The 19903-nt window shown below is 35.0% G+C and carries 15 protein-coding genes and 1 pseudogene; 14 read left to right on the top strand and 2 right to left on the bottom strand.

The features are described from left to right. Nucleotides 1-77: 77 nt before the first annotated feature. The 3 genes and pseudogenes from TA89_RS14285 (at nt 78) to TA89_RS18930 (ending at nt 2407) form a co-directional block, all read left to right on the top strand. A pseudogene (locus TA89_RS14285) lies at nt 78-1522 on the top strand (FAD-dependent oxidoreductase). Nucleotides 1523-1720: 198 nt separating this feature from the next. Then, nucleotides 1721-2245, top strand: coding sequence for a YjjG family noncanonical pyrimidine nucleotidase (locus TA89_RS14280; RefSeq protein ID WP_242850155.1), 525 nt, complete (start codon nt 1721-1723; stop codon nt 2243-2245). Between the two features lie 9 nt (nt 2246-2254). Next, complete coding sequence (locus TA89_RS18930; protein WP_242850154.1) at nt 2255-2407, top strand: HAD family hydrolase; 153 nt, start codon at nt 2255-2257, stop codon at nt 2405-2407. A 257-nt stretch (nt 2408-2664) separates the two neighbouring features. On the opposite strand, the gene TA89_RS14275 is transcribed toward TA89_RS18930, so the two are convergent. Then, nucleotides 2665-3192 carry a hypothetical protein gene (locus tag TA89_RS14275; protein WP_147590140.1) on the bottom strand — a complete coding sequence of 176 codons (528 nt, stop codon included), beginning with the start codon at nt 3190-3192 and terminating at the stop codon, nt 2665-2667. A gap of 413 nt (nt 3193-3605) precedes the next feature. Here TA89_RS14275 and TA89_RS14270 point away from each other — a divergent pair, with 413 nt between their 5' ends. The 8 genes from TA89_RS14270 (at nt 3606) to ric (ending at nt 13065) form a co-directional block, all read left to right on the top strand. Beyond that, nucleotides 3606-4586 (top strand): polysaccharide deacetylase family protein, encoded by a 981-nt coding sequence (locus TA89_RS14270; protein WP_052447525.1) that lies wholly within the window; start codon nt 3606-3608, stop codon nt 4584-4586. Nucleotides 4587-4730: 144 nt separating this feature from the next. Next, complete coding sequence (locus TA89_RS14265; RefSeq protein WP_040214332.1) at nt 4731-5561, top strand: MerR family transcriptional regulator; 831 nt, start codon at nt 4731-4733, stop codon at nt 5559-5561. Nucleotides 5562-5622: 61 nt separating this feature from the next. Continuing rightward, entirely contained in the window at nt 5623-6981 is a 1359-nt protein-coding gene (locus TA89_RS14260; RefSeq protein WP_052447524.1) for an MATE family efflux transporter, read from the top strand. A gap of 291 nt (nt 6982-7272) precedes the next feature. Next, nucleotides 7273-9462, top strand: a complete 2190-nt coding sequence (locus TA89_RS14255; protein ID WP_040214331.1) for a DNA topoisomerase III — start codon at nt 7273-7275, stop codon at nt 9460-9462. 193 nt (nt 9463-9655) lie between these two features. Continuing rightward, nucleotides 9656-9973 carry a hypothetical protein gene (locus TA89_RS14250; protein WP_040214329.1) on the top strand — a complete coding sequence of 106 codons (318 nt, stop codon included), beginning with the start codon at nt 9656-9658 and terminating at the stop codon, nt 9971-9973. 118 nt (nt 9974-10091) lie between these two features. Then, nucleotides 10092-10802, top strand: a complete 711-nt coding sequence (locus tag TA89_RS14245) for a Crp/Fnr family transcriptional regulator (protein WP_040214326.1) — start codon at nt 10092-10094, stop codon at nt 10800-10802. A gap of 213 nt (nt 10803-11015) precedes the next feature. Next, entirely contained in the window at nt 11016-12248 is a 1233-nt protein-coding gene (locus TA89_RS14240; protein ID WP_040214324.1) for an FprA family A-type flavoprotein, read from the top strand. Between the two features lie 109 nt (nt 12249-12357). After that, on the top strand, nt 12358-13065 hold the full coding sequence (gene ric, locus TA89_RS14235; RefSeq protein WP_242850153.1) for an iron-sulfur cluster repair di-iron protein: 708 nt from the start codon (nt 12358-12360) through the stop codon (nt 13063-13065). Nucleotides 13066-13179: 114 nt separating this feature from the next. Here ric and TA89_RS14230 read toward each other — a convergent pair whose 3' ends face one another. Next, the gene (locus TA89_RS14230) at nt 13180-14178 is read right to left on the bottom strand and encodes a YhdH/YhfP family quinone oxidoreductase (RefSeq protein ID WP_040214323.1); all 999 of its coding nucleotides are present in this window, start codon (nt 14176-14178) and stop codon (nt 13180-13182) included. Between the two features lie 383 nt (nt 14179-14561). On the opposite strand from TA89_RS14230, the gene TA89_RS14225 reads away from it, so the two are divergent. The 3 genes from TA89_RS14225 (at nt 14562) to TA89_RS17805 (ending at nt 19884) form a co-directional block, all read left to right on the top strand. Continuing rightward, nucleotides 14562-15263: a type 1 glutamine amidotransferase domain-containing protein gene (locus tag TA89_RS14225; RefSeq protein WP_040214321.1), complete on the top strand. Its 702-nt coding sequence runs from the start codon at nt 14562-14564 to the stop codon at nt 15261-15263. Nucleotides 15264-15514: 251 nt separating this feature from the next. Further along, on the top strand, nt 15515-18178 hold the full coding sequence (locus tag TA89_RS14220; RefSeq protein ID WP_040214318.1) for a cation-translocating P-type ATPase: 2664 nt from the start codon (nt 15515-15517) through the stop codon (nt 18176-18178). Between the two features lie 356 nt (nt 18179-18534). Continuing rightward, nucleotides 18535-19884: a serine/threonine-protein kinase gene (locus TA89_RS17805; RefSeq protein WP_052447523.1), complete on the top strand. Its 1350-nt coding sequence runs from the start codon at nt 18535-18537 to the stop codon at nt 19882-19884. Nucleotides 19885-19903: the final 19 nt, after the last annotated feature.

Here is a 19903-nt window from a genome sequence, read left to right as displayed (position 1 = left end):
TGAAGCCTATACCTTTTTATACCAGGTAGTGGTAAAATAATATTAAATTTTCGGTGTATAGGGGGGGTCTTGCAATTATGTATGATATTGTTATTGTAGGCGCGGGAGTAGTTGGATGCGCCATAGCCCGAGAACTTTCTAAATATGATTTAAAAATATGTTTATTAGAAAAGGAAGATGATGTTTCTACAGGAGCATCCAAAGCTAACAGCGGAATAGTGCATGGAGGCTATGCTGCTAAATACGGGACCTTAAAAGGTAAGCTATGCGTAAAAGGAAACGCCATGTTTGAGAAGCTTAACCAAGAGCTGAATTTTGGATATAGAAATACCGGAGCATTGGTTATAGGTTTTGACGAAAATGATGAGAAAACTATAAAAGGTCTTTATGAAAACGGTTTAAAGATAGGCTGTGATGACTTAGAGATAATTGGTGCAGACAGGATCAGAGAGATTGAGCCTTACATTAATGAGGAGGTAAAGGTAGCCTTATATGCTAAAAGCGTAGGAGTTGCCTCACCTTATGAAATGACCATAGCTTTAGCTGAAAATGCGATAAAAAATGGGGTGAAGCTGAAGCTTGATAGTGCAGTAACAGGTATTACAAAAGAGGGAGATCATTTTAAAGTAAAAACTGAAAATGAAGAGATAGAAAGCAGATATATTATTAACGCCGCAGGGCTTTACAGCGATATGATAGCAAATATGGTGGGCATATATGATTTTGAAATTCATCCCAGAAGAGGGCAGTATATACTTTTCGGCAAGGATCAAAGATATTTGGTGAATACTGTATATTCCAGGTTCCTACAGAAAAAGGAAAGGGTATTCTTGTTACCACCACCTATCATGGTAACTTTATGATAGGGCCTAATGCAGAGGAGCTAGGAGATAGAGATGACGTGGGTACCACCATGGAAAGTCTCGAAGAGGTTATAGAGACAGCAAGACTTTCCATAAAAGATTTTAATGTTAAAAAAGCTCTCACCACCTTTGCAGGTATCAGAGCTACAAGTAATACCAATGATTTTATAATAGAAGAAAGCAAGGTAAAGGGATTTATAAATGTTGCGGGAATCGATTCTCCGGGACTAACCTCTTCCCCTGCAATAGCAGAGATGGTGGTAGACATACTCAAAGAATCAGGACTAGAGCTCCATAAAAAAGAGGACTTTGATCCCTGCAGAAAAGCTATAATAATAAAAAAAGGAACAGGATTTAAAGGGAAGATAGACCACAAGGATCCTGAAATGAATATAATCTGCAGGTGTGAAACCGTTACTGAGGCGGAGATAGTAGATGCTATTCACAGAGGTATAGATGTGACGAACACCGATGGGGTTAAGAGACGCACAAGGGCAGGCATGGGAACCTGCCAGGGAAATTTCTGCAGGTCAAGAGTAAAAGCCATAATCTCCAGAGAAATGAATATCCCTGTGGAGGAGGTAACCCAAAGAGGAAAGCAGGAGGAATCTGCACCTAACAGAGTGAGCATAAAGGATATAAGGACTATAGATAAATAAATGCATCTTTATATCATAACAGATAAAAACCCGTTAGCCTTAAGTTAACGGGTTTTTATTGGGAGTTTATAATTGTGGATGTAAAATGAAAGATTTAGTTTATATATTCAATATACATTTTCAATGTGTCATTTTTGTGACATAATATAAACATTATAAAATTTTTTTGTGAATTATAAATTTTTAGGAGGATATTGTATGGCTAAGTTTGACATAATACTCTTTGATGCAGACGATACACTGCTGGACTTTGCTAAGGACGAGGAACAAGCCCTTACTCAAACCCTTATAGAGTATGGAATAGACTGTAATGACAGCATTAAAGAAAGATATAAATCAATAAATGAAGCGCTGTGGAAGGCTTTTGAAAATGGTGAAGTTACCAAAGAGGACATACAAAATATAAGATTCACCAAGCTTTTTCAGGAACTTGCCATAGATAAAGATGGATATAAATGCAATACAGATTATTTGGAAGCTTTGGGTTACGGTTCCTTTCTTATTCCGGGAGCTAAAGAAATATGCGGTGAGTTGAGAAAGATGTGCAGATTATATATAGTTACCAATGGAATTTCAAGAACTCAATACAGAAGGTTCAATAATTCAGGTATAAATAAATTTTTTACTGATATTTTCGTTTCAGAAGACAGCGGCTATCAAAAACCTCAAATAGAATTTTTTGATTATGTATTTGATAAGATAGGAAAACTTGATAAAAGCTGAGTTCTTATAGTGGGTGATTCTCTATCCTCTGACATTAAGGGCGGTAATAATGCAGGAATAGCAACCTGCTGGTTTAATCCAAAAGGTTTAAAAAACGAAACTGATATAAAATGCAGTTATGAAATACAGGATTTAAGTCAGCTTTTAGATATAGTGAAATAAAGCCTGCCAGTGGGGAGCCGGCAGGCTTTAAGGGAAGGAATAATGAAAAAAATCTTTATCACACTAATATTATATTATTCTATTGTGTCAATTTTGTGACAAATTAAAAGGATAAATTGTAATATTTGATTTTAAATTATAGATTTTTGAAAAAATTTCTGAGAAAGCATCTTATTGTATATTAAAATAGCACTTATAAAGCTTATAATCAGGCTTTTTAAGTGCTGTTTATTTATTACAAAATAGAAGATTATTTTTTATAGCTTTTCAATAAGAGAATTGACTAAATCCAACATCCTGTTTTCCACTTCTATTCCTAAACTCAAGAAATAAGCTTTTTCGTCGTTAGTGGGATAGCTTCCTTTCATAAAGTAACACAGATAATTCATCTGGTTATTTATTATTTTTAATCTATCAGGATAATGATCTTTAAGTATTTTATCAAATTCAAAAAAGAGTTTAGTCATTCCATGTTTGTCTAAACTTGGATCCTCTGAATGATAATATAAAAATTCATCAATGAATTTTTTGCATAAGTTCTGATAAGAATCTCTTATTTCTCCGTAAAATATTTCATCCTCAATTTTTGTCCATAAAATAAGATTAGTTCTGTACATAATATATTGAAAGCTGTTGAGCTCTACAATGCTGCTCTTCACATCCCCACAACCTAAGGTTATTAAAGCGTCTCTGTTATCTGTGAGTTGTAAAGAAATATTTCTGGTCTGCTCGTAGAGCTTATATGCAAAGTCTTCCATACTGATTTTTCTTTTGAATAAATTCAACAATTTAATTCCCTCCCCACACATATTAAGCCCATATGCTTAATTCTACATTTTAATACAATTATCCTTTTAAATAAAAGAAGTATTACAAAAAATTCAAGGCTATTTTATAAAAACAAGCAGAAAAATCAAGGTTGTAATTATACTCCATAAAAGTTATTGAGATTTTATATCAATTAAGAGCACTTTCGACGAAAATACTCGTAATATATGTATAAAGTAAACCTTTGGGAAAACAGTTAATAAAAATTTAATATTTTTTTAAATAATATGTAGAATTATTTATGTACAAGTTATAAAATAGGAATGGAGCAGAGATTCATTATACATAAATTTATATATAAATCTTAGATAAAGGGTTAGCAAGGTGGACAAGCTAATCAAAAATATAAAATATAAAGAGGATTGATAAAATGTCAGATAGGCTGGAAAAACGCAGGGATAAAAGAAATAAAGTAAAGAAAGCAGTGTTATTTTTTACAGTAAGTATACTTTCCATAGGTTTAGGCTTAGGAACTGCTTATTTTACAAGTAAATATGTGAATAATTCCTCAGGGGAAAATAAAAATATATTAGGTAGCATTCAGGATAAGATGGTTTTAGGAAATAGGGATTCAGAGGATAAGAACACAGAAAAGGAACCTGAGGTTAAAAAGCCTCTTCCTACTGATGTGAATAAAGGATCCAACACCTCTATAGAAGGGGACAAGTTCACCTTCAGTGCCGTTGATGCACAAAAGGCTAATGAATATAAGCTTACAGCTGACGGGAATAAAATGGTGTTTTTAACCTTTGACGATGGGCCTTCACCAAAGAGTACACCGGCTATATTAAATATCTTAAAAGAAAATGATGTAAAGGCTACTTTTTTTGTATTAGGAAAAAATGTGGATAAAACGGAAGATCATAAAAGCATCTTAAAGCAGACGCTAGAAGAAGGACATGCTATAGGAAATCATAGCAATTCTCATAATTATGATAAGCTTTATCCGGGAAGAAGCGCTAATTTAAATAATATAACTGAAGATTTTGAAACTGCCAATAAAAAACTTCAAGAGGTATTAGGAGAAGACTTCCAAACAAAGGTTGTAAGATTCCCAGGAGGAGGTATGTCCTGGAAGAATATGCAGCCCGTTAAGGAAGCCTTTGCAGCTAAGGGTATTGCCTTTTTAGATTGGAATATAGACTCTACAGATGCCAGAAGCAAAAACAGGACTAAAGAGCAGATAGTATCCGCAATTACAAAGGAACTTGACAAGATGGAGTCAGCTAATATAGATAAAATAACTATATTGATGCATGATACAGATGCAAAGAAATCCACTGTAGAGGCTCTTCCAGAAATAATAAGCCTTCTTAAAAGCAGAGGATATGCCTTTAAAACTCTAAAATAAGACTATAAGCACATTTATTATAAAGTCCCATTAAGTAGACATAGTTTAAATAACTATTGTAAAATCTACTTGATGGGACTTTTTGTGAATAAATAATTTCACATAAAAGCACTGTGAAAATTAAGCCTTCAGGGAGGGAGCAAATTGAAAACAAAAGTTACTGTAGGAGAGATGGCAAAAATTCATAACATTTCTGCGCAAACCTTAAGGTATTATGATAAAATCCAGCTCTTCAGCCCTCAATATGTGGATAAGAATAATGGATACAGATATTACGGAATAGATCAGTTTGCATTATTGGATGCAATTTTATTTTTAAGGACTTTAGGCTTATCCATTAAGGATATTAAAGATTACTTAAAGGATAGAAAGCTTAATGATTTTTTAAATATACTGGAGCTTCAGAAAAAGTCTATAAGGAATGAAATAAAAAGGCTTCAGATTCTTGAAAGGAGTATAGAAAGCAAACTTACAAATATAAAAGAACAATCTTTAAGGGCAAATTCACCGGAAGTGAAAATTGAAGGATTTAAAGAAAGATATATGCTTTATGTGACCCTTGAAAGCAGGCTTAATAAGGTGGAGTTTGAGTATAATCTCATAGAGCTCAGCGGTCTTATTAAAAAGGATGAAATCATTTTTGACAGCATTATAACTTTAACTATGAAAAAGGAAGATTTTATTAATAAAAAGAATAATAAATGGAATTCCATGGCTTTACTTTTTCAAAACAACCCAAAGGTGGAGGGAAAGGTGGCTCTGCTCCCTTCAGGAGATTATGCCTGTATAACCTATTATGGAAGCTACAATATGGGGGAAGAATACATGGAGGCTCTTTTAAAGTGGTGTGAAGAAAATAGTTATGAACCTGCAGGAGATGTACTGGTTCTTAATATTGCCGAAGCGGCATTTTCCGATGAAGAAGTAGAATTTATCACTGAAATTCAGCTTCCTATAAAAAAGTTTTCAAAATAGTATTGACCTTATAGTTACTATAACCTTTAAAATAGGTGAGGTGCAGTAAGGAGGGATAGCTATGAAACATAAGCTGAATTTATTAGAGGATGATATAAAGGTTTTATTTTTTAAATATGTATCTACCAGCGTACTTGGTATGATCACAGTGTCTTTATATATTTTATTTGATACTATTTTTATAGGAAGAGGTATAGGCAAGGAAGGATTAACTGCTCTTAATATATCTCTTCCTATATATAATATAATTTACGGTACAGGAATGCTCATAGGCGGAGGCGGAGCTACAGCTATGTCTATAAGCAGAGGATCAGGAGATGAAAAGTCTGCGGTAAAATTCTTTAAAAGTTCTGTTACCTTAGGTGTTATAATGGGAGCTTTCTACAGTATAACCGGCACCTTATTCTTGGATAAAATAGCTTTGGCTCTTGGAGCAACTAAGGATATGCTTCCCTTAGTTAAAGAATATTTAGGAGTAATACTTCTTTTCAGCCCATTTTTCCTTATGGTACAGAATCTTACCGCTTTGGTTAGAAACGACAGAGGATATAAAAGAGCCATGTTTTCTGCTATAGCCGGGGGACTGACAAATTTGGTTTTTGATTATATATTTATATATCCACTTAATATGGGCATGAGAGGAGCGGCAATAGCAACGGTAATGTCCGCAATGATATCAGTTTCAATATTATCTCTTCATTTTACAGGAGAAAATCATCTGAAGCTTGGTGTTACCGCTTTGGATTTAAAGGTGGTAAGGAGAATAACTGCTATAGGATTAGCCGGCTTCATCATAGAACTAAGCTCCGGCATAGCTATATTTTTATTCAATAAAGAGCTTTTAAATTCTATAGGAGAGTTAGGAGTGGCGGCCTACAGTATTATAGCAAACTGCTCTATAATGCTGGTTGCAATAATAACTGGAATAGCTCAGGGTATACAACCTATTGTAAGCATTAATCACGGAGCCATGAAGAATAAAAGAGCTCTTTCCGCAAGAAACTTAGGATTAGCTTCAGGAGTAATCACAGGAATATTGTTTTTACTTTTGGGATTATGGAAGCCGGAAGTTATAGCTTCAGCCTTTACCAGCGAAACTGGAGAGATGATAGCTATGACTGTAGAAGGGATAAAGAGATATTTTATAGCCTTTCCTTTAATGGGAATTACTATAGTTATGGGAGCGTACTTCCAGGCTATTGCAAAAAATAATTACTCCAATACTATATCCTTGTTCAGAGGGGTAATATTTATAGGAATTCTTTTAAAGCTCCTTCCTTTAGCCTTTGGAGTAAATGGAATATGGCTCACAGTGCCCTTTTCAGAGCTGCTTTCCTTAGGACTTATAATGGCTGTATTGGTCTTGGAGAGAAGAAGTTTCTTTGGTAAAGTTTTGGGGCAGAAGGCGGAAGCAATTTAGAATTTAAAATTAACAAGGTAAAATAGAGGAGAAACTCCTGGTGGAATTTTTTCGATATAATATATAGGGATGTGTTTGACTGATTTGATGAGTTGGACATGTCCCTTTGATTTTTATAAAGTTATTGAGAAGACAAAAAAATATGAATATTTTCATGATTAAAGGTATAATTACCTTTTCTAATAGTTATATACTATAATATTATATAAGAATCTCTGTGTTATTATTTAGTTAAAGAGAGAATTTACATAATGCAGAATATAAATTGAAGCTAAGGAGAATAAATTAACTATGAGTAAAACACTTGTATTAGCAGAAAAACCCTCTGTAGGAAGAGAAATAGCCAGGGTATTGAAATGCGGAAGAAAAGGAAATGGTTATATAGAAGGAGATAAATATATTGTTACCTGGGCACTAGGGCATTTAGTCACCTTAGCGGATCCTGAGGTTTATGACAATAAATATAAGGAATGGAAGCTTGAAGATCTGCCTATGCTGCCTCAGCCTTTAAAGCTTGTGGTTATAAAGCAGAGCGGAAAGCAGTATAATGCCGTTAAGGAGCAGATGCTCAGAATAGATGTAGGTGATATAGTCATAGCTACCGATGCAGGCCGTGAAGGGGAGCTGGTGGCAAGATGGATAATAGAAAAGGCAAGGGTCAATAAGCCTTTAAAGAGGCTGTGGATTTCTTCTCAAACGGATAAAGCTATCATGGAAGGCTTTAGAAGTTTAAAATCTGCCAAAGAATATGACAATTTATATAAAGCTGCCAAGTGCAGGGCAGAGGCTGACTGGGTAGTGGGCCTTAACATAACCAGAGCGCTAACCTGCAAATATAATGCACAGCTTACCGCAGGGCGTGTGCAGTCAGCAACCTTAGCCATGATAATTAACAGAGAAGAGGAAATTAAAAACTTCAAACCTAAAGCTTACTATGTTATAAATGCCAAAGCTAAAGGATTTACCTTAGAGTGGAGGGATAAGAATAATAGCAGCAGCATATTTGATGAGGAAAGAGCAGACAGAATACTTTCCAAGGTAAAAGGAAAAGAAGGAAGGGTAACAGAGGTTTTAGAAAGCTCCAAGAAGAAGTTTGCGCCTGCTTTATATGACCTTACTGAACTTCAGAGAGATGCCAACAGAATATTTGGATATTCAGCAAAACAGACTCTTTCCATAATGCAGAGACTCTATGAAAATTATAAGGTTTTAACCTATCCAAGGACTGATTCACGGTATATATCCACTGATATAGTAGCTACTATTCCCGATAGATTGAAAGCGGTGGCATCAGGAGCTTACAGAAACACAGCAAATGAGCTTCTTAAGGGGAAAATCAATCCTCATAAAGGCTTTGTAGATAACAGCAAAGTAAGCGATCACCACGCTATAATACCTACTGAAGAAAGAGGAAATCTTGCACAATTAAGCAGTGAAGAAAGAAATATCTATGATTTGGTGGTAAAGAGGTTCTTAGCTGTGATGCTGCCTCCTTACGAGTATATACAAACCACTATAGAAGCAGATATAGCAGGAGAGAGGTTTACTGCAAAGGGTAATGTAGTAAAGTCAAAGGGCTGGAAAAAAGTTTATGACAGAGCCGAGGATTTAAGTGAGGAAGAGGATGAAAAAGACAGTCAAGAGCTTCCTGTGGTTAAAAAAGACGATAGGTTAAGCATATCTTCAGTGGAAAGCAAAAAACTAATGACAAAGCCACCTGCAAGATTTAACGAAGGAACTTTACTTTCTGCTATGGAAAAGCCTCATAAATATGTAGCTTTAGATAAAGCCGCAGCTAAAACCCTTGGAGAAACAGGAGGAATAGGTACCGTAGCTACCAGAGCAGACATTATAGAAAAACTCTTTAATATGTTTTATATTGAAAAGAACGGAAAGGAAATCATACCTACCTCCAAAGGAAGGCAGCTCATTGACCTTGTGCCTGAGGAATTAAAATCTCCTCTTCTTACAGCACAGTGGGAAGGGGAACTTGACCTTATAAGCAAAGGCAAAAGGGATCCTAAGGAATTTATAAACAGGATGAGAAGCTATGCAGAGGAGCTTGTTCAGGATGTAAAGGGAAGCAGCGAAAAGTTCAGGCATGACAATCTTACAGGAAGCAGATGCCCTCAATGCGGTAAATATATGCTGGAGGTTAAAGGTAAGCATGGAATAATGAATGTATGCCAGGACAGAACCTGCGGCTATAGAGAAAATGTAAGTAAGTTTACAAATGCAAGATGTCCTGAATGCCATAAGAGGCTTGAACTAAGAGGACACGGGGCAGGACAGATATATGTTTGTCCAAACGGAAACTGCACCTTTAGGGAAAAGGCATCCTCCTTTAATAAGCGATTTGATAATAAATCCGATAAGATAAATAAGAGAGAAATAAATAATTATATGAAAAAGTTGAATAAAGAAGCAGAGGAAGCAATAAACAATCCTTTTGCAGAGCTTTTAGGCAAATTTAAGGAATAAGTATAACTTAAAATATAGACTTTTATATTATCCTGGATAACATGAAGCGGTGCTTGTAAATTTTATGCACACACCAATTCATGTTTTCAGGATTTTTATATTTATTTTCATTTTCTCTTTTTATAGATAAAGCTGAATTAATTATAGGACCATAAAATATATTTATATAAAGAAATATTTTGTAGGTGATATTATGGAACTGTTTAAAATAATACTTGTTGCTGCTTTATGCGAGGCTACCTGGGAAACTATAAAAATGACCTGGCAGAATGGGAAGATATCCCTTGATAGGATAGGGGCTCTGCTTTTAGGAATACTTCTTGCCCTGGCTACTAAAATGGATATTTTAACCCTTGCCGGACTTCATTCCGCTCATCTGGTAGTAGGAATAATATGTACTGGTATAGTGGTGTCCAGGGGAGCAAACTTTGTCCATGACTTATTGAACATAATGAACAATGCTCAGAGCAGCCAGAGAATCAAGATGGAAAAGAATACTTCTGACAAATAAACTTTAATGAAAAAGTCATTAAAATTAAAGTATGAAGTATAAGGAAAATCTTGATAGATATTGAAGTTAATAGTAACATAAGAGTGTAGAAATACTATTATTAAAGCAGGTGAGATACTTGATAGAAATAGGCTGTAACAGATGCAGGCATAACCTTTGCGCAGCTAAGGTACCTATATTCTCCTTTCTTTCTGACAATGATCTAAGAAAGATAATTTCCATGACCGGGCATAAGACCTACAAAAAAGGTGATGTTATATGTAGGGAAGGGGAAACCTCCCAGACCTTATTTATTTTAAATGAGGGACAGGTTAAGCTTTCTAAGGTTACAAAGGAAGGCAAGGAGCAGATAGTTCATATACTTTCCAGCGGGGATTTTTTCGGAGAAATGAATCTCTTTGGAGGAAGTGAAAGATATAATTTCAGCGCTTATGCTGTATCTGAGGTTAAAATATGCACCTTAGCCAAAAATGCTATGGATGAAATACTACTAGCCAATCCTGAAATTTCACTAAAGCTTCTTAAGGAGGTAACCAGGAGGCTTGCAGAAACGGAAAATCTGGCTCAAAATCTAGCTACCAATGACGCTGAGCTTAGAGTTGCATATATGATACTTGAATTCGGAGAAAAATACGGTATAAAAACCTCACAGGGAATTGAGATCAAACTTCCTATAAATAGAGAAGAAATGGCTAATTATTCAGGGGTAGCAAGAGAAACTATAAGCAGAAAGCTTAATGGTCTTGAAGAGGAAGGAATAGTTGAGCTTAAAGGAAATAAGATACTTATTATAAAGGATGAAAAAGCTTTAAGAGCTTTTTTAGAATAAATAACTTATAGATAATTAAAAGCTGTAAAATCATTTTTACTTATGATTTTACGGCTTTTTTATTTTTTATAAAACTTTTAAATTGTGATTTGAATCATATTTTATAATTCTTTGAACATATAAAATGAAGATGTAATAAGGATGAGTAATAAATAAAAGTTTTAAAGCTTAATCATATAAATAAAGATTTAAATTATTTAAGGAGGAGTAAATATGCAGGATAAAATTATGTTGGGAGAAAACATTTATTGGGTAGGAAAAATTGATGACAGAGATGTTCCTTTTCATAGACTTACACTTACAAAGGGGACTACCTATAACAGCTATCTTTTGAAAACTGGACTTCCTACGGTTATAGACACTGTGGATATAAGCTTTGGAAGAGAGTTTGTAGAAAATTTAAAGGAACTGATTCCTTTAGAGGATATAAAGTATATAGTGATAAATCATACAGAGCCTGATCATTCCGGTGGCCTGGGAAGCCTTGCAGCTAAAGCTAAGAATGCCATTATTGTATGTACAGAGCCTGCTGTAGAGGAGCTTAAAGAAATGTATAAGCTTCACAATAGGGAGTTTCTTGTAGTTAAAGATGGAGACAGGCTAGACATAGGAGGGAAAAACTTAAGGTTTATTGAAACTCCTTACCTTCATACAGAAGAAACCATGATAACCTACTGTGAAGAGGATAAGATATTATTCCCCTGTGACATATTCAGCACTCATGTAGCAAATTATGAATATTTCAATGACCTGGCTAAAGAAGATATTATAGAAGATTTTAAGGTATATTATAAGCTTATAATGCATCCTCACAGAAAGTACGTTCAGGATATGATAAATAAGATTAAAGATATAGAGATAGATATTATAGCTCCATCTCATGGATATATATTAAGAAGCAATGTTAAGGAATTTATAAATATGTATGATGTGATGAGCAGAAATACAGTTAAGGATAAAAAGGCTGTGATAATCTACTCTACTATGACAGGAAATACTAAAAAGGTAGGAAATATAATAAAGGATAATCTGGAAATGAACAGTATTGCTGTAGAGGTAATAGATGTAAATAAAGCCTCCGGAGAGGAAGCTTTAAGGGCTGTAAAGGAAGCTGATGGAGTATTTTTTGGAACATCTACAAGGTATGCGGATATGATAGGAGGTCTGGAGGATTTGTTAAAGGAACTTAAAAATATAGATCTTAAGGATAAAATCGGAGGAGTATTCGGTTCTTATGGATGGAGCGGTGAAGCCATTGAGGTTGTGCAGGATTATTTAAGAGAAACTGATATTAAGCTTTTAAATACCGCTGACATAATTAAATCCACCGGTATGACTGACGTGATGTTCCCAATAAGGATTAGATTTTCTCCTAAAGGGGATGCTTTAAAGCAGATTGAAAGAGCTTCTGTGTATACCGCTGAACTGCTTTTAAACGGAATGTAATATAGAAAAAGAAGATAGGATTTTAAATGCAACCATGAAATAAATATATTAAAAGGAGGGCTGAGGAGGAGGTTTACTTTGACGGTTATATGCCTCCTCTATAAATATCATGATGGATGTAAAATATGAGGTATCAGGCGGTCAGAATCTAGGAGAGATAGTTTCCGTATTTCCAGGTTCCGCTGAAATATTTAATGAGTATAAGATAGACTATTGCTGTGGAGGACACGACACTTTAAAAGAGGCGCTAAAAGAAAAGAATATTCCAGAGCAGGAATTTCTAAAAAAAATGAATTCTGCTTATGAAAGTTTTGTAAAAGAGGCTTCAGAATATAAGGACTGGAGAAGGGAGGAGCCTCAGAAGCTTATTAAGCACATAATCAATTCCCATCATCAATATACAAAGAAGGAATTGAAGGATATAGATTTTCTAATGACAAAAATCTTAAAGGTTCACTTTAAAAGCCACGGCGAGGAACTTTTAAAACTTCATAGGCTCTTTGGCGGCTTAAAGATAGAGCTTGAGGAGCATCTTGTGAAGGAGGAGGAAAATCTTTTTCCTCTTATGACAGAATACTTTGCAAACAAGGATGCAGAAGGTTTAGAGGAAATCCAGCAGTTTATATTGGATACGGAAGAAGAACATGATGCAGCGGGAGATATACTTAAAGAGATAGAGAAGCTTACCGGGGACTTTACGCCTCCTGAGGATGGATGTAATACCTATAGACTTGTATATTCTAAGCTGGATGCCTTAGAAAAGGATCTTTTTATGCACATTTATCTAGAAAACACCGTTTTGTTTGGGATGGTTTAGTCTAAGAGATTTTAGTGTTTTAGATGTAAATTAATTAAAGCCCCTGTTTTAGGTTTATTGATTATAAAACCTGAAGCGGAGGGCTTTAATTATGAAGTATGGGATTATATATGTTTATTTTTTTAGATTAACTATAACTCTTCCTGATATTTTACCCTGAAGGATGAGATTTATTTTCTGCTCCAGTTCCTCTAAGGTGATTTCCTCTACATTAGAGGAGATATCTACCTTCCAGTCCGAAGAAAGCAGCTCCCATATCTTCAGCCTTAAATCTATAGGGCACTGAACAGAATCCACTCCTAAAAGTGAAATGCCTCTCAATATAAAAGGATATACGCTGGCTGGAAGCTCTGCTGAAGCTGCATTTCCGCAGCAGGTCACCACACCGCCATATTCAGTGGATTTAATAGCTGTGGCAAGTATATTTCCTCCTACAGTATCAATTACTCCAGCCCACCTTCCTTTTAAAAGGGGCTTTCCTGATTTATCATCTGCTTCTTCTCTGGAAATAACATCATAAACACCTAAGTCTAAAAGCATTTCCCTCTTATCCTGTTTTCCTGTTACCCCCACCACTAAATAGCCTAAATTTGCAAGTAGAGCAGCGGCAATGCTTCCTACCCCTCCTGTGGAGCCGGTAACTAATATTTCACCATCCTCAGGCTTGATTCCTGAAGAAATCAGCTTATATACTGATAATGCCGCAGTAAAACCGGCAGTGCCGTAGGTCATTGCTTCTTTAAGGCTTAAGTTGTCGGGAAGCTTAATAACCCATGAGGATGGAACCCTTATATACTGCTGAAAACCTCCGGAGGTATTCATTCCTAAATCATATCCTGTTATCAAAATTTTATCTCCCTTAGCAAAAGCATTACTGCTGCTTTCTGCCACTATGCCTGCAGCATCTATGCCTGGGGTATGGGGATAATTCCTTGTAACTCCTTTATTGCCATGTGCAGATAGAGCATCCTTATAGTTTAATGACGAGTATTGAACTTCCATTAGAACTTCACCTTCCGGAAGGTCATCTATATTCTTTTCAACTATTTCTCTTATATATTTTTTATCTTCAATTTCTTTTACCACAAAGGCCTTAAATTTTGCGCTGTCCATATATATGCTCCTCTCCTGGGAATAACCTATAATAATTGTTAATTAATATAGATTATAATCAAATTTTCCTCAAATGAAAAGGTGTATTTAATCTAAAATATGTGGTGTAAAAAAATGGGTGCACCCCTGGGGTGGTTCCATAAAAAGGAACCCACCCGAGGGGTGCACCCATTTTTTAGGTAAATATTCATACAATTATAAGAAAACCATAAAGGTATATTCATAATAATAAGGTATTGTAATAATATGGCTTATAATATCTGACCTTAAAGAAGATAATTAAAAAGCATAGTTAAAGAAGCTGTTTAAAAATATAATAAAAGTGGTTTGACTAAAGATATGCTTCTTACAAATTTAAAATCATAGAAACAGGAGGTTTCATAATGAAAAAGAGAATGCTTACAGTGGTAACTAACGCAAAAATGCTTCCTAATGATAGAGAAAGCGGGCTATGGCTCAGTGAGCTTATAGATTTTTATGATTATTTTGTTAAGAAAGGTTTCCAGGTGGATATATGCAGTCCTTTGGGAGGAACTGTTCCTTTAGATAAGCTGAGTATAAATCCTCTTACCTTAACTAAACCTTCAAAGGATTATTATGAGGATGCAGCCTTCATGGAAAAGCTTAATAATTCCTTGGCACCGGAGCAGGTACAGTGGGAATATTATGATGGGGTTTACTTTGCAGGAGGACACGGCACTATGATGGATTTTCCTGATAGTATAAATCTTCAGGAAATAGTTAAAAATATTTACGAAGCCGGAGGTATAGTAGCTGCAGTATGCCACGGTCAGAGTGGACTCTTAAATGTAAGGCTTTCTAACGGAAGGTATCTTTTAGAGGGAAAGCGTGTAACGGGCTTTTCTAATGCGGAAGAGGTAATAGTAGCAGCTAAGGATAATATTCCTTTTTCTTTAGAGGATGAAATTAAAAATAGAGGAGCAGATTATCATAAAGCGGTTATACCTATGACCTCTCATGTAGAAGTATCTGGAAATCTTGTAACAGGGCAAAATCCAGCATCAGCAGATGGTGTAGCAGAAAAAGTGTATGAAATACTAGAGAATTCCCCTTTTAATAGTTAATTAACTTAGTTTATAAAATTTGTTAATTAAGCATAATGCATATTGACATGCACTATAAATGCTGTAAAATAAATCTATAAGGGGAGTAGCATACGCTCACTGCGTTAATCATTCGTCACTACGGATTAATCCCGGATGATTACTAAGATGCAAGACCTTTGCGCTGGGAGTTTCAGTGCAAAGGTCTTTTTGTTGTCATTAATAATTTTTATAAGGTATGCTTAAAATGTTCTAATAAGGAGGATAAGTTCATGTATTACAACGAAAATGTAGATAAAGCACTTAAAGAGTTTAACGTTGATCCGCAAACAGGACTATCTACAGAAGAAGTAAATGCCAGGTTGGAAAAGTATGGTGAAAACCAGCTTACTACTCAAAAGAAAAAGTCAATACTTCAACTTTTTATCGCTCAGTTAAACGACCCTTTAATCTATATTCTGGTGGTAGCTGCATTAATTTCAGGCTTTACCGGAGAGATAAACGAAGCGATAATAATCACCATAGTAATAGTATTGAATGCGGTGATTGGAGTAGCTCAGGAATCCAAGGCTGAAAAGGCTATGGAAGCATTAAAGCAAATGTCCACTCCAAAAGCTTACGTAAGAAGAAATGGAGATACCTTTGAGGTGGATTCAAAAAATATCGTTCCAGGAGATATAGTAATACTGGATGCTGGAAGATATGTACCCTGTGATTTAAGACTTATAAGCTCTGCAAACCTTAAGGTGGAAGAATCAGCATTAACCGGAGAATCTGTACCTGTAGATAAAGATGCAGGAATGGTTTTAAATGATACTGATGTTGCTTTGGGAGATCAAAAAAATATGGCATTCATGTCCACATTAGTTACTTATGGACGTGGAGAAGGTATAGCCATAGCTACAGGAATGGGAACTCAAATAGGTAAAATCGCTAAGATGCTGGAGCAGAATGTTGATGAACAGACTCCTCTTCAAAAGAAACTTGCTGAAATAGGTAAGCTTCTTGGAATTGCTGCCTTAGTTATTTGTGTATTGATGTTTGGTATAGCAATCATTCAAAAGAGAGATCTTTTTGAAATGTTCCTTACAGCTATATCACTGGCAGTTGCTGCAATCCCTGAAGGACTTCCTGCTATTGTTGCTATAGTCCTTGCTATCGGCGTACAGAGAATGGTTAAGCATAATGCCATAGTAAGAAAGCTTCCTGCAGTGGAAACCTTAGGAGCTGTTAATGTAGTATGTTCAGATAAGACAGGTACCCTTACTCAAAACAAAATGACAGTTACAAAGGTATATGTTAACGGAAAGCTTAAAAACAGCGGCGAAGTTGATATAAATGACGATGTAGAAAAACTATTTTTAGAAAATATGACCCTGTGTAACGATGCTACTTCAAATAAGGATTCCAAAACCGGAGACCCTACAGAAATCGCACTTTTGGATTTAGCTATAAATTATGGAATAACAAAGGAAGCGTTAAACAAGGAGCATAACAGAAATAATGAGCTGCCTTTCGATTCAGACAGAAAGCTCATGAGTACCATAAATCATTATGGAGATAAGCATCTTATAATGACTAAGGGTGCAATAGATAATATTTTACAAATATCTAAAGGTTTATATCTAAATGGGGAAATAAAACCTCTTACAGAAGAAATTAAAAAAGAAATAATGGATGCATCTAACTCCATGTCTGAGGATGCTTTAAGAGTTCTTGGATTTGCTTTCAGAGAAGTTCCTACCCATGAAATAGAGCCTGAAGACATAGAAAAGGACTTAGTGGTTATAGGACTTGTAGGTATGATAGATCCTCCTAGAGAAGAGGTTAAAGATTCTATAGAGACATGTAAAAAAGCAGGTATCACTACTATAATGATAACCGGTGACCATAAAAAGACTGCTTTGGCAATAGCTAAGGAGTTAGGTATAGCAGATGAAGAAAAACAGAGTATATCAGGTACAGAACTTGATAATATCACTGATGAAGAATTGACAAACAGAGTTAAGGATTTAAGAGTATTTGCCAGAGTTTCTCCTGAGCATAAGGTTAGAATCGTTAAAGCTTTCAAAGCTAATGACAACATAGTATCCATGACTGGAGACGGAGTTAATGATGCACCTTCCCTTAAAGCAGCAGATATCGGTGTTGCTATGGGTATAACCGGTACAGACGTTGCAAAAGGTGCTGCTGATATGGTACTTACCGATGATAACTTCTCCACCATAATCCAGGCGGTAGAAGAGGGAAGAAACATTTTTGCTAATATCAAAAAGTCAATTACTTTCTTATTATCCTGTAACATAGGAGAAATAGCTGCTTTATTCTTTGCTATACTCCTGGGCTGGGCAGCTCCTTTAGAGCCTATTCATATACTTTGGGTTAACTTAATTACTGATACCCTTCCTGCTTTATCCTTGGGAATGGATCCAGGTGACCCGGATGTTATGAAAAATAAGCCAAGATCTGCGAAAGAAAGCCTGTTTAAAGGATCTCTTACCTTTATGATATTTAATGGTGTACTTATTGGTGCTTTAACCCTTGCAGCCTTCTATATAGGCGCTGTAGAGGAAACCGGACTTAGAGGATTTGCTGCTTTATCACCTGATGTATTGAAGGGTAGCGCTTTGATACATGCACAGACTATGGCGTTTATAGTTTTAAGTGTTTCTCAGCTTATACATTCACTTAACCTTAGAAACGATAAGAAGAGCATTTTCTCAATAGGTTTATTTACCAATAAATATCTTTTAGGAGCTATTGCAGTGGGTATATTCCTTCAGGATATAGTAATCACTGTTCCATTCCTTGCAAATGTATTTAATGTTAATGACCTGATAATGAGTGACTGGATTATAGTTTCCGCATTGGCTGTAGTTCCTTTAATAGCTAATGAAATAATTAAGATATTTAAGAGAGCTAAAGATAAAGAATAAATGTCATAAAAAATATTTATTCATAAATAATCAGTTTAAAATAAAGTAAAAGAGGCCATTTTGGGTCTCTTTTCTTTTATCTTTGAAATATAATATATTAACATTGTGAAAAAAATAAATTCTTTTTGTCACTATACAGCTATATCCCTGCTCCGATTTTATAAGATAATATATATATTTAGTGTGTTTTAGTGAAATTTACCTTTAAAAATTCTTTTTAAGGCTTCACAACCATTAAGCAGAAGTTAACCATTAATATATTATTTATTTTCTAAATACTTACAAAATCTAATAAATAAGATAAAATAAACATACACTATATTGTTTTGAAATTAAGTGTAACAGGAGGTGTTTTAATGCTTAAAATCGGACAAGTGATTGGGGATAAATATAAAGTTGAAAAACTTCTGGGTAAAGGTGGAATGGGAACGGTATATCTTTGCAGCTGCAGCGGTACAGGAAAGCTCGTGGCGGTTAAAGCTTTAAATAAAGAAAACGAACATTATTTAGCAGAACCAGGAATATTAAAAGATTTAAGGCACAAAGGGATTCCCAATATACTTGATACCTATGAAGAAGGGGATACCTTATATATGATTGAAGATTATATAAAAGGAGAAACTTTAAAAAATAAGATCGATAATGGTAAACTAGGGGAATTAGAAATTGAAAGAATAATTTTAGATTTAAGTGATATTTTAAGTTATCTTCATAATCTTAATCCTCCAATAATATACAGAGACTTAAAGCCTTCTAATATAATGCTTAAACCAAATGGAGAAATTGTACTTGTAGACTTTGGAATTTCCAGAGAATATAGGCCTGAAGAAATGAAAGATACAGTTTATATGGGATCACTTGGATATGCAGCTCCTGAGCAGTATGGAGAAGAGCAAACTACTACCTCTACGGACATATATGGTTTAGGTGCAGTGATGTACTTTATGTTCTTTGGTAAAAGTCCCTCTAACATATTGGAACCTGTTAAGGACTCTACTTATCCTGAAGATATGAACAGCAAATATAAATATATTATAAGAAAATCTCTACAGATAAACCCAAGGGATAGATATAAATCTATAGAAGAATTTAAGGGGGATTTACTTTCTGCCAGGGATTTTACAGAGGATTATGCAGTTTTATCTAAAGCTAACAGTATGGATGGAGGCAATACCATAAAGTTTTATAGAATTCCTCAAAATATAGATGAGGCAAATGCAGATACCCAGGTAGGAGCACAAATCTCCGGAAATATTAACTCATTTAAAGGAAATGTCAATTCAAATAAATATGCTAAAAAGATCATAGGAACTATAATTCTCATTACACTGATACTGTCCGCTTCATCAATAGCACTTATATCTAATATAAGCAGAAATAAATATTCTGATTCCTCTAAAGCTCCGGTGCAAAATACTTCTGTTAATGCAGCTTCGGTAGCAGCAAAGGAAGAAACTGCTCCGCCTGAGGAAGATAAGTCTGAAGAAAAAGTAAATGCCGGTGAAGAGGCTGCTCCGCCTGCAGAAAATAAGGCTGATGGAAATGCCAGCGGCGAGGTTAAGGCAAAGGAGGAAGTGAAAGTAGTGGTTAAGACCTCTTCTAAGTCAGAGGATGAGGATGATGATGAAGAGGATGATGATGAAGATAGGAATAGTAAGAAAAATAAAGGAAACAGTGGAAAAGGAAAAGCCAAGGGAAGAAGATAAAAGCTAATTTTAAATAATA

It is taken from the genome of Clostridium polynesiense, from assembly GCF_000820705.1.
Lineage (GTDB): Bacteria > Bacillota > Clostridia > Clostridiales > Clostridiaceae > Clostridium_AA > Clostridium_AA polynesiense.
Note: the sequence above shows the minus strand (reverse complement) of the source record. Positions and strands in the feature narration are given on the sequence as shown.

Excerpts from the sequence above, each read along its gene's own strand:
- TA89_RS14270 (WP_052447525.1), top strand. The coding sequence starts at position 3,606 with ATGTCAGATAGGCTGGAAAAACGCAGGGATAAAAGAAATAAAGTAAAG.
- TA89_RS14250 (WP_040214329.1), top strand. The coding sequence starts at position 9,656 with ATGGAACTGTTTAAAATAATACTTGTTGCTGCTTTATGCGAGGCTACC.
- TA89_RS17805 (WP_052447523.1), top strand. The coding sequence starts at position 18,535 with ATGCTTAAAATCGGACAAGTGATTGGGGATAAATATAAAGTTGAAAAA.
- TA89_RS14225 (WP_040214321.1), top strand. The coding sequence starts at position 14,562 with ATGAAAAAGAGAATGCTTACAGTGGTAACTAACGCAAAAATGCTTCCT.
- TA89_RS14220 (WP_040214318.1), top strand. The coding sequence starts at position 15,515 with ATGTATTACAACGAAAATGTAGATAAAGCACTTAAAGAGTTTAACGTT.
- TA89_RS14240 (WP_040214324.1), top strand. The coding sequence starts at position 11,016 with ATGCAGGATAAAATTATGTTGGGAGAAAACATTTATTGGGTAGGAAAA.
- TA89_RS14260 (WP_052447524.1), top strand. The coding sequence starts at position 5,623 with ATGAAACATAAGCTGAATTTATTAGAGGATGATATAAAGGTTTTATTT.
- TA89_RS14255 (WP_040214331.1), top strand. The coding sequence starts at position 7,273 with ATGAGTAAAACACTTGTATTAGCAGAAAAACCCTCTGTAGGAAGAGAA.
- TA89_RS14230 (WP_040214323.1), bottom strand. The coding sequence starts at position 14,178 with ATGGACAGCGCAAAATTTAAGGCCTTTGTGGTAAAAGAAATTGAAGAT.
- ric (WP_242850153.1), top strand. The coding sequence starts at position 12,358 with ATGATGGATGTAAAATATGAGGTATCAGGCGGTCAGAATCTAGGAGAG.
- TA89_RS14280 (WP_242850155.1), top strand. The coding sequence starts at position 1,721 with ATGGCTAAGTTTGACATAATACTCTTTGATGCAGACGATACACTGCTG.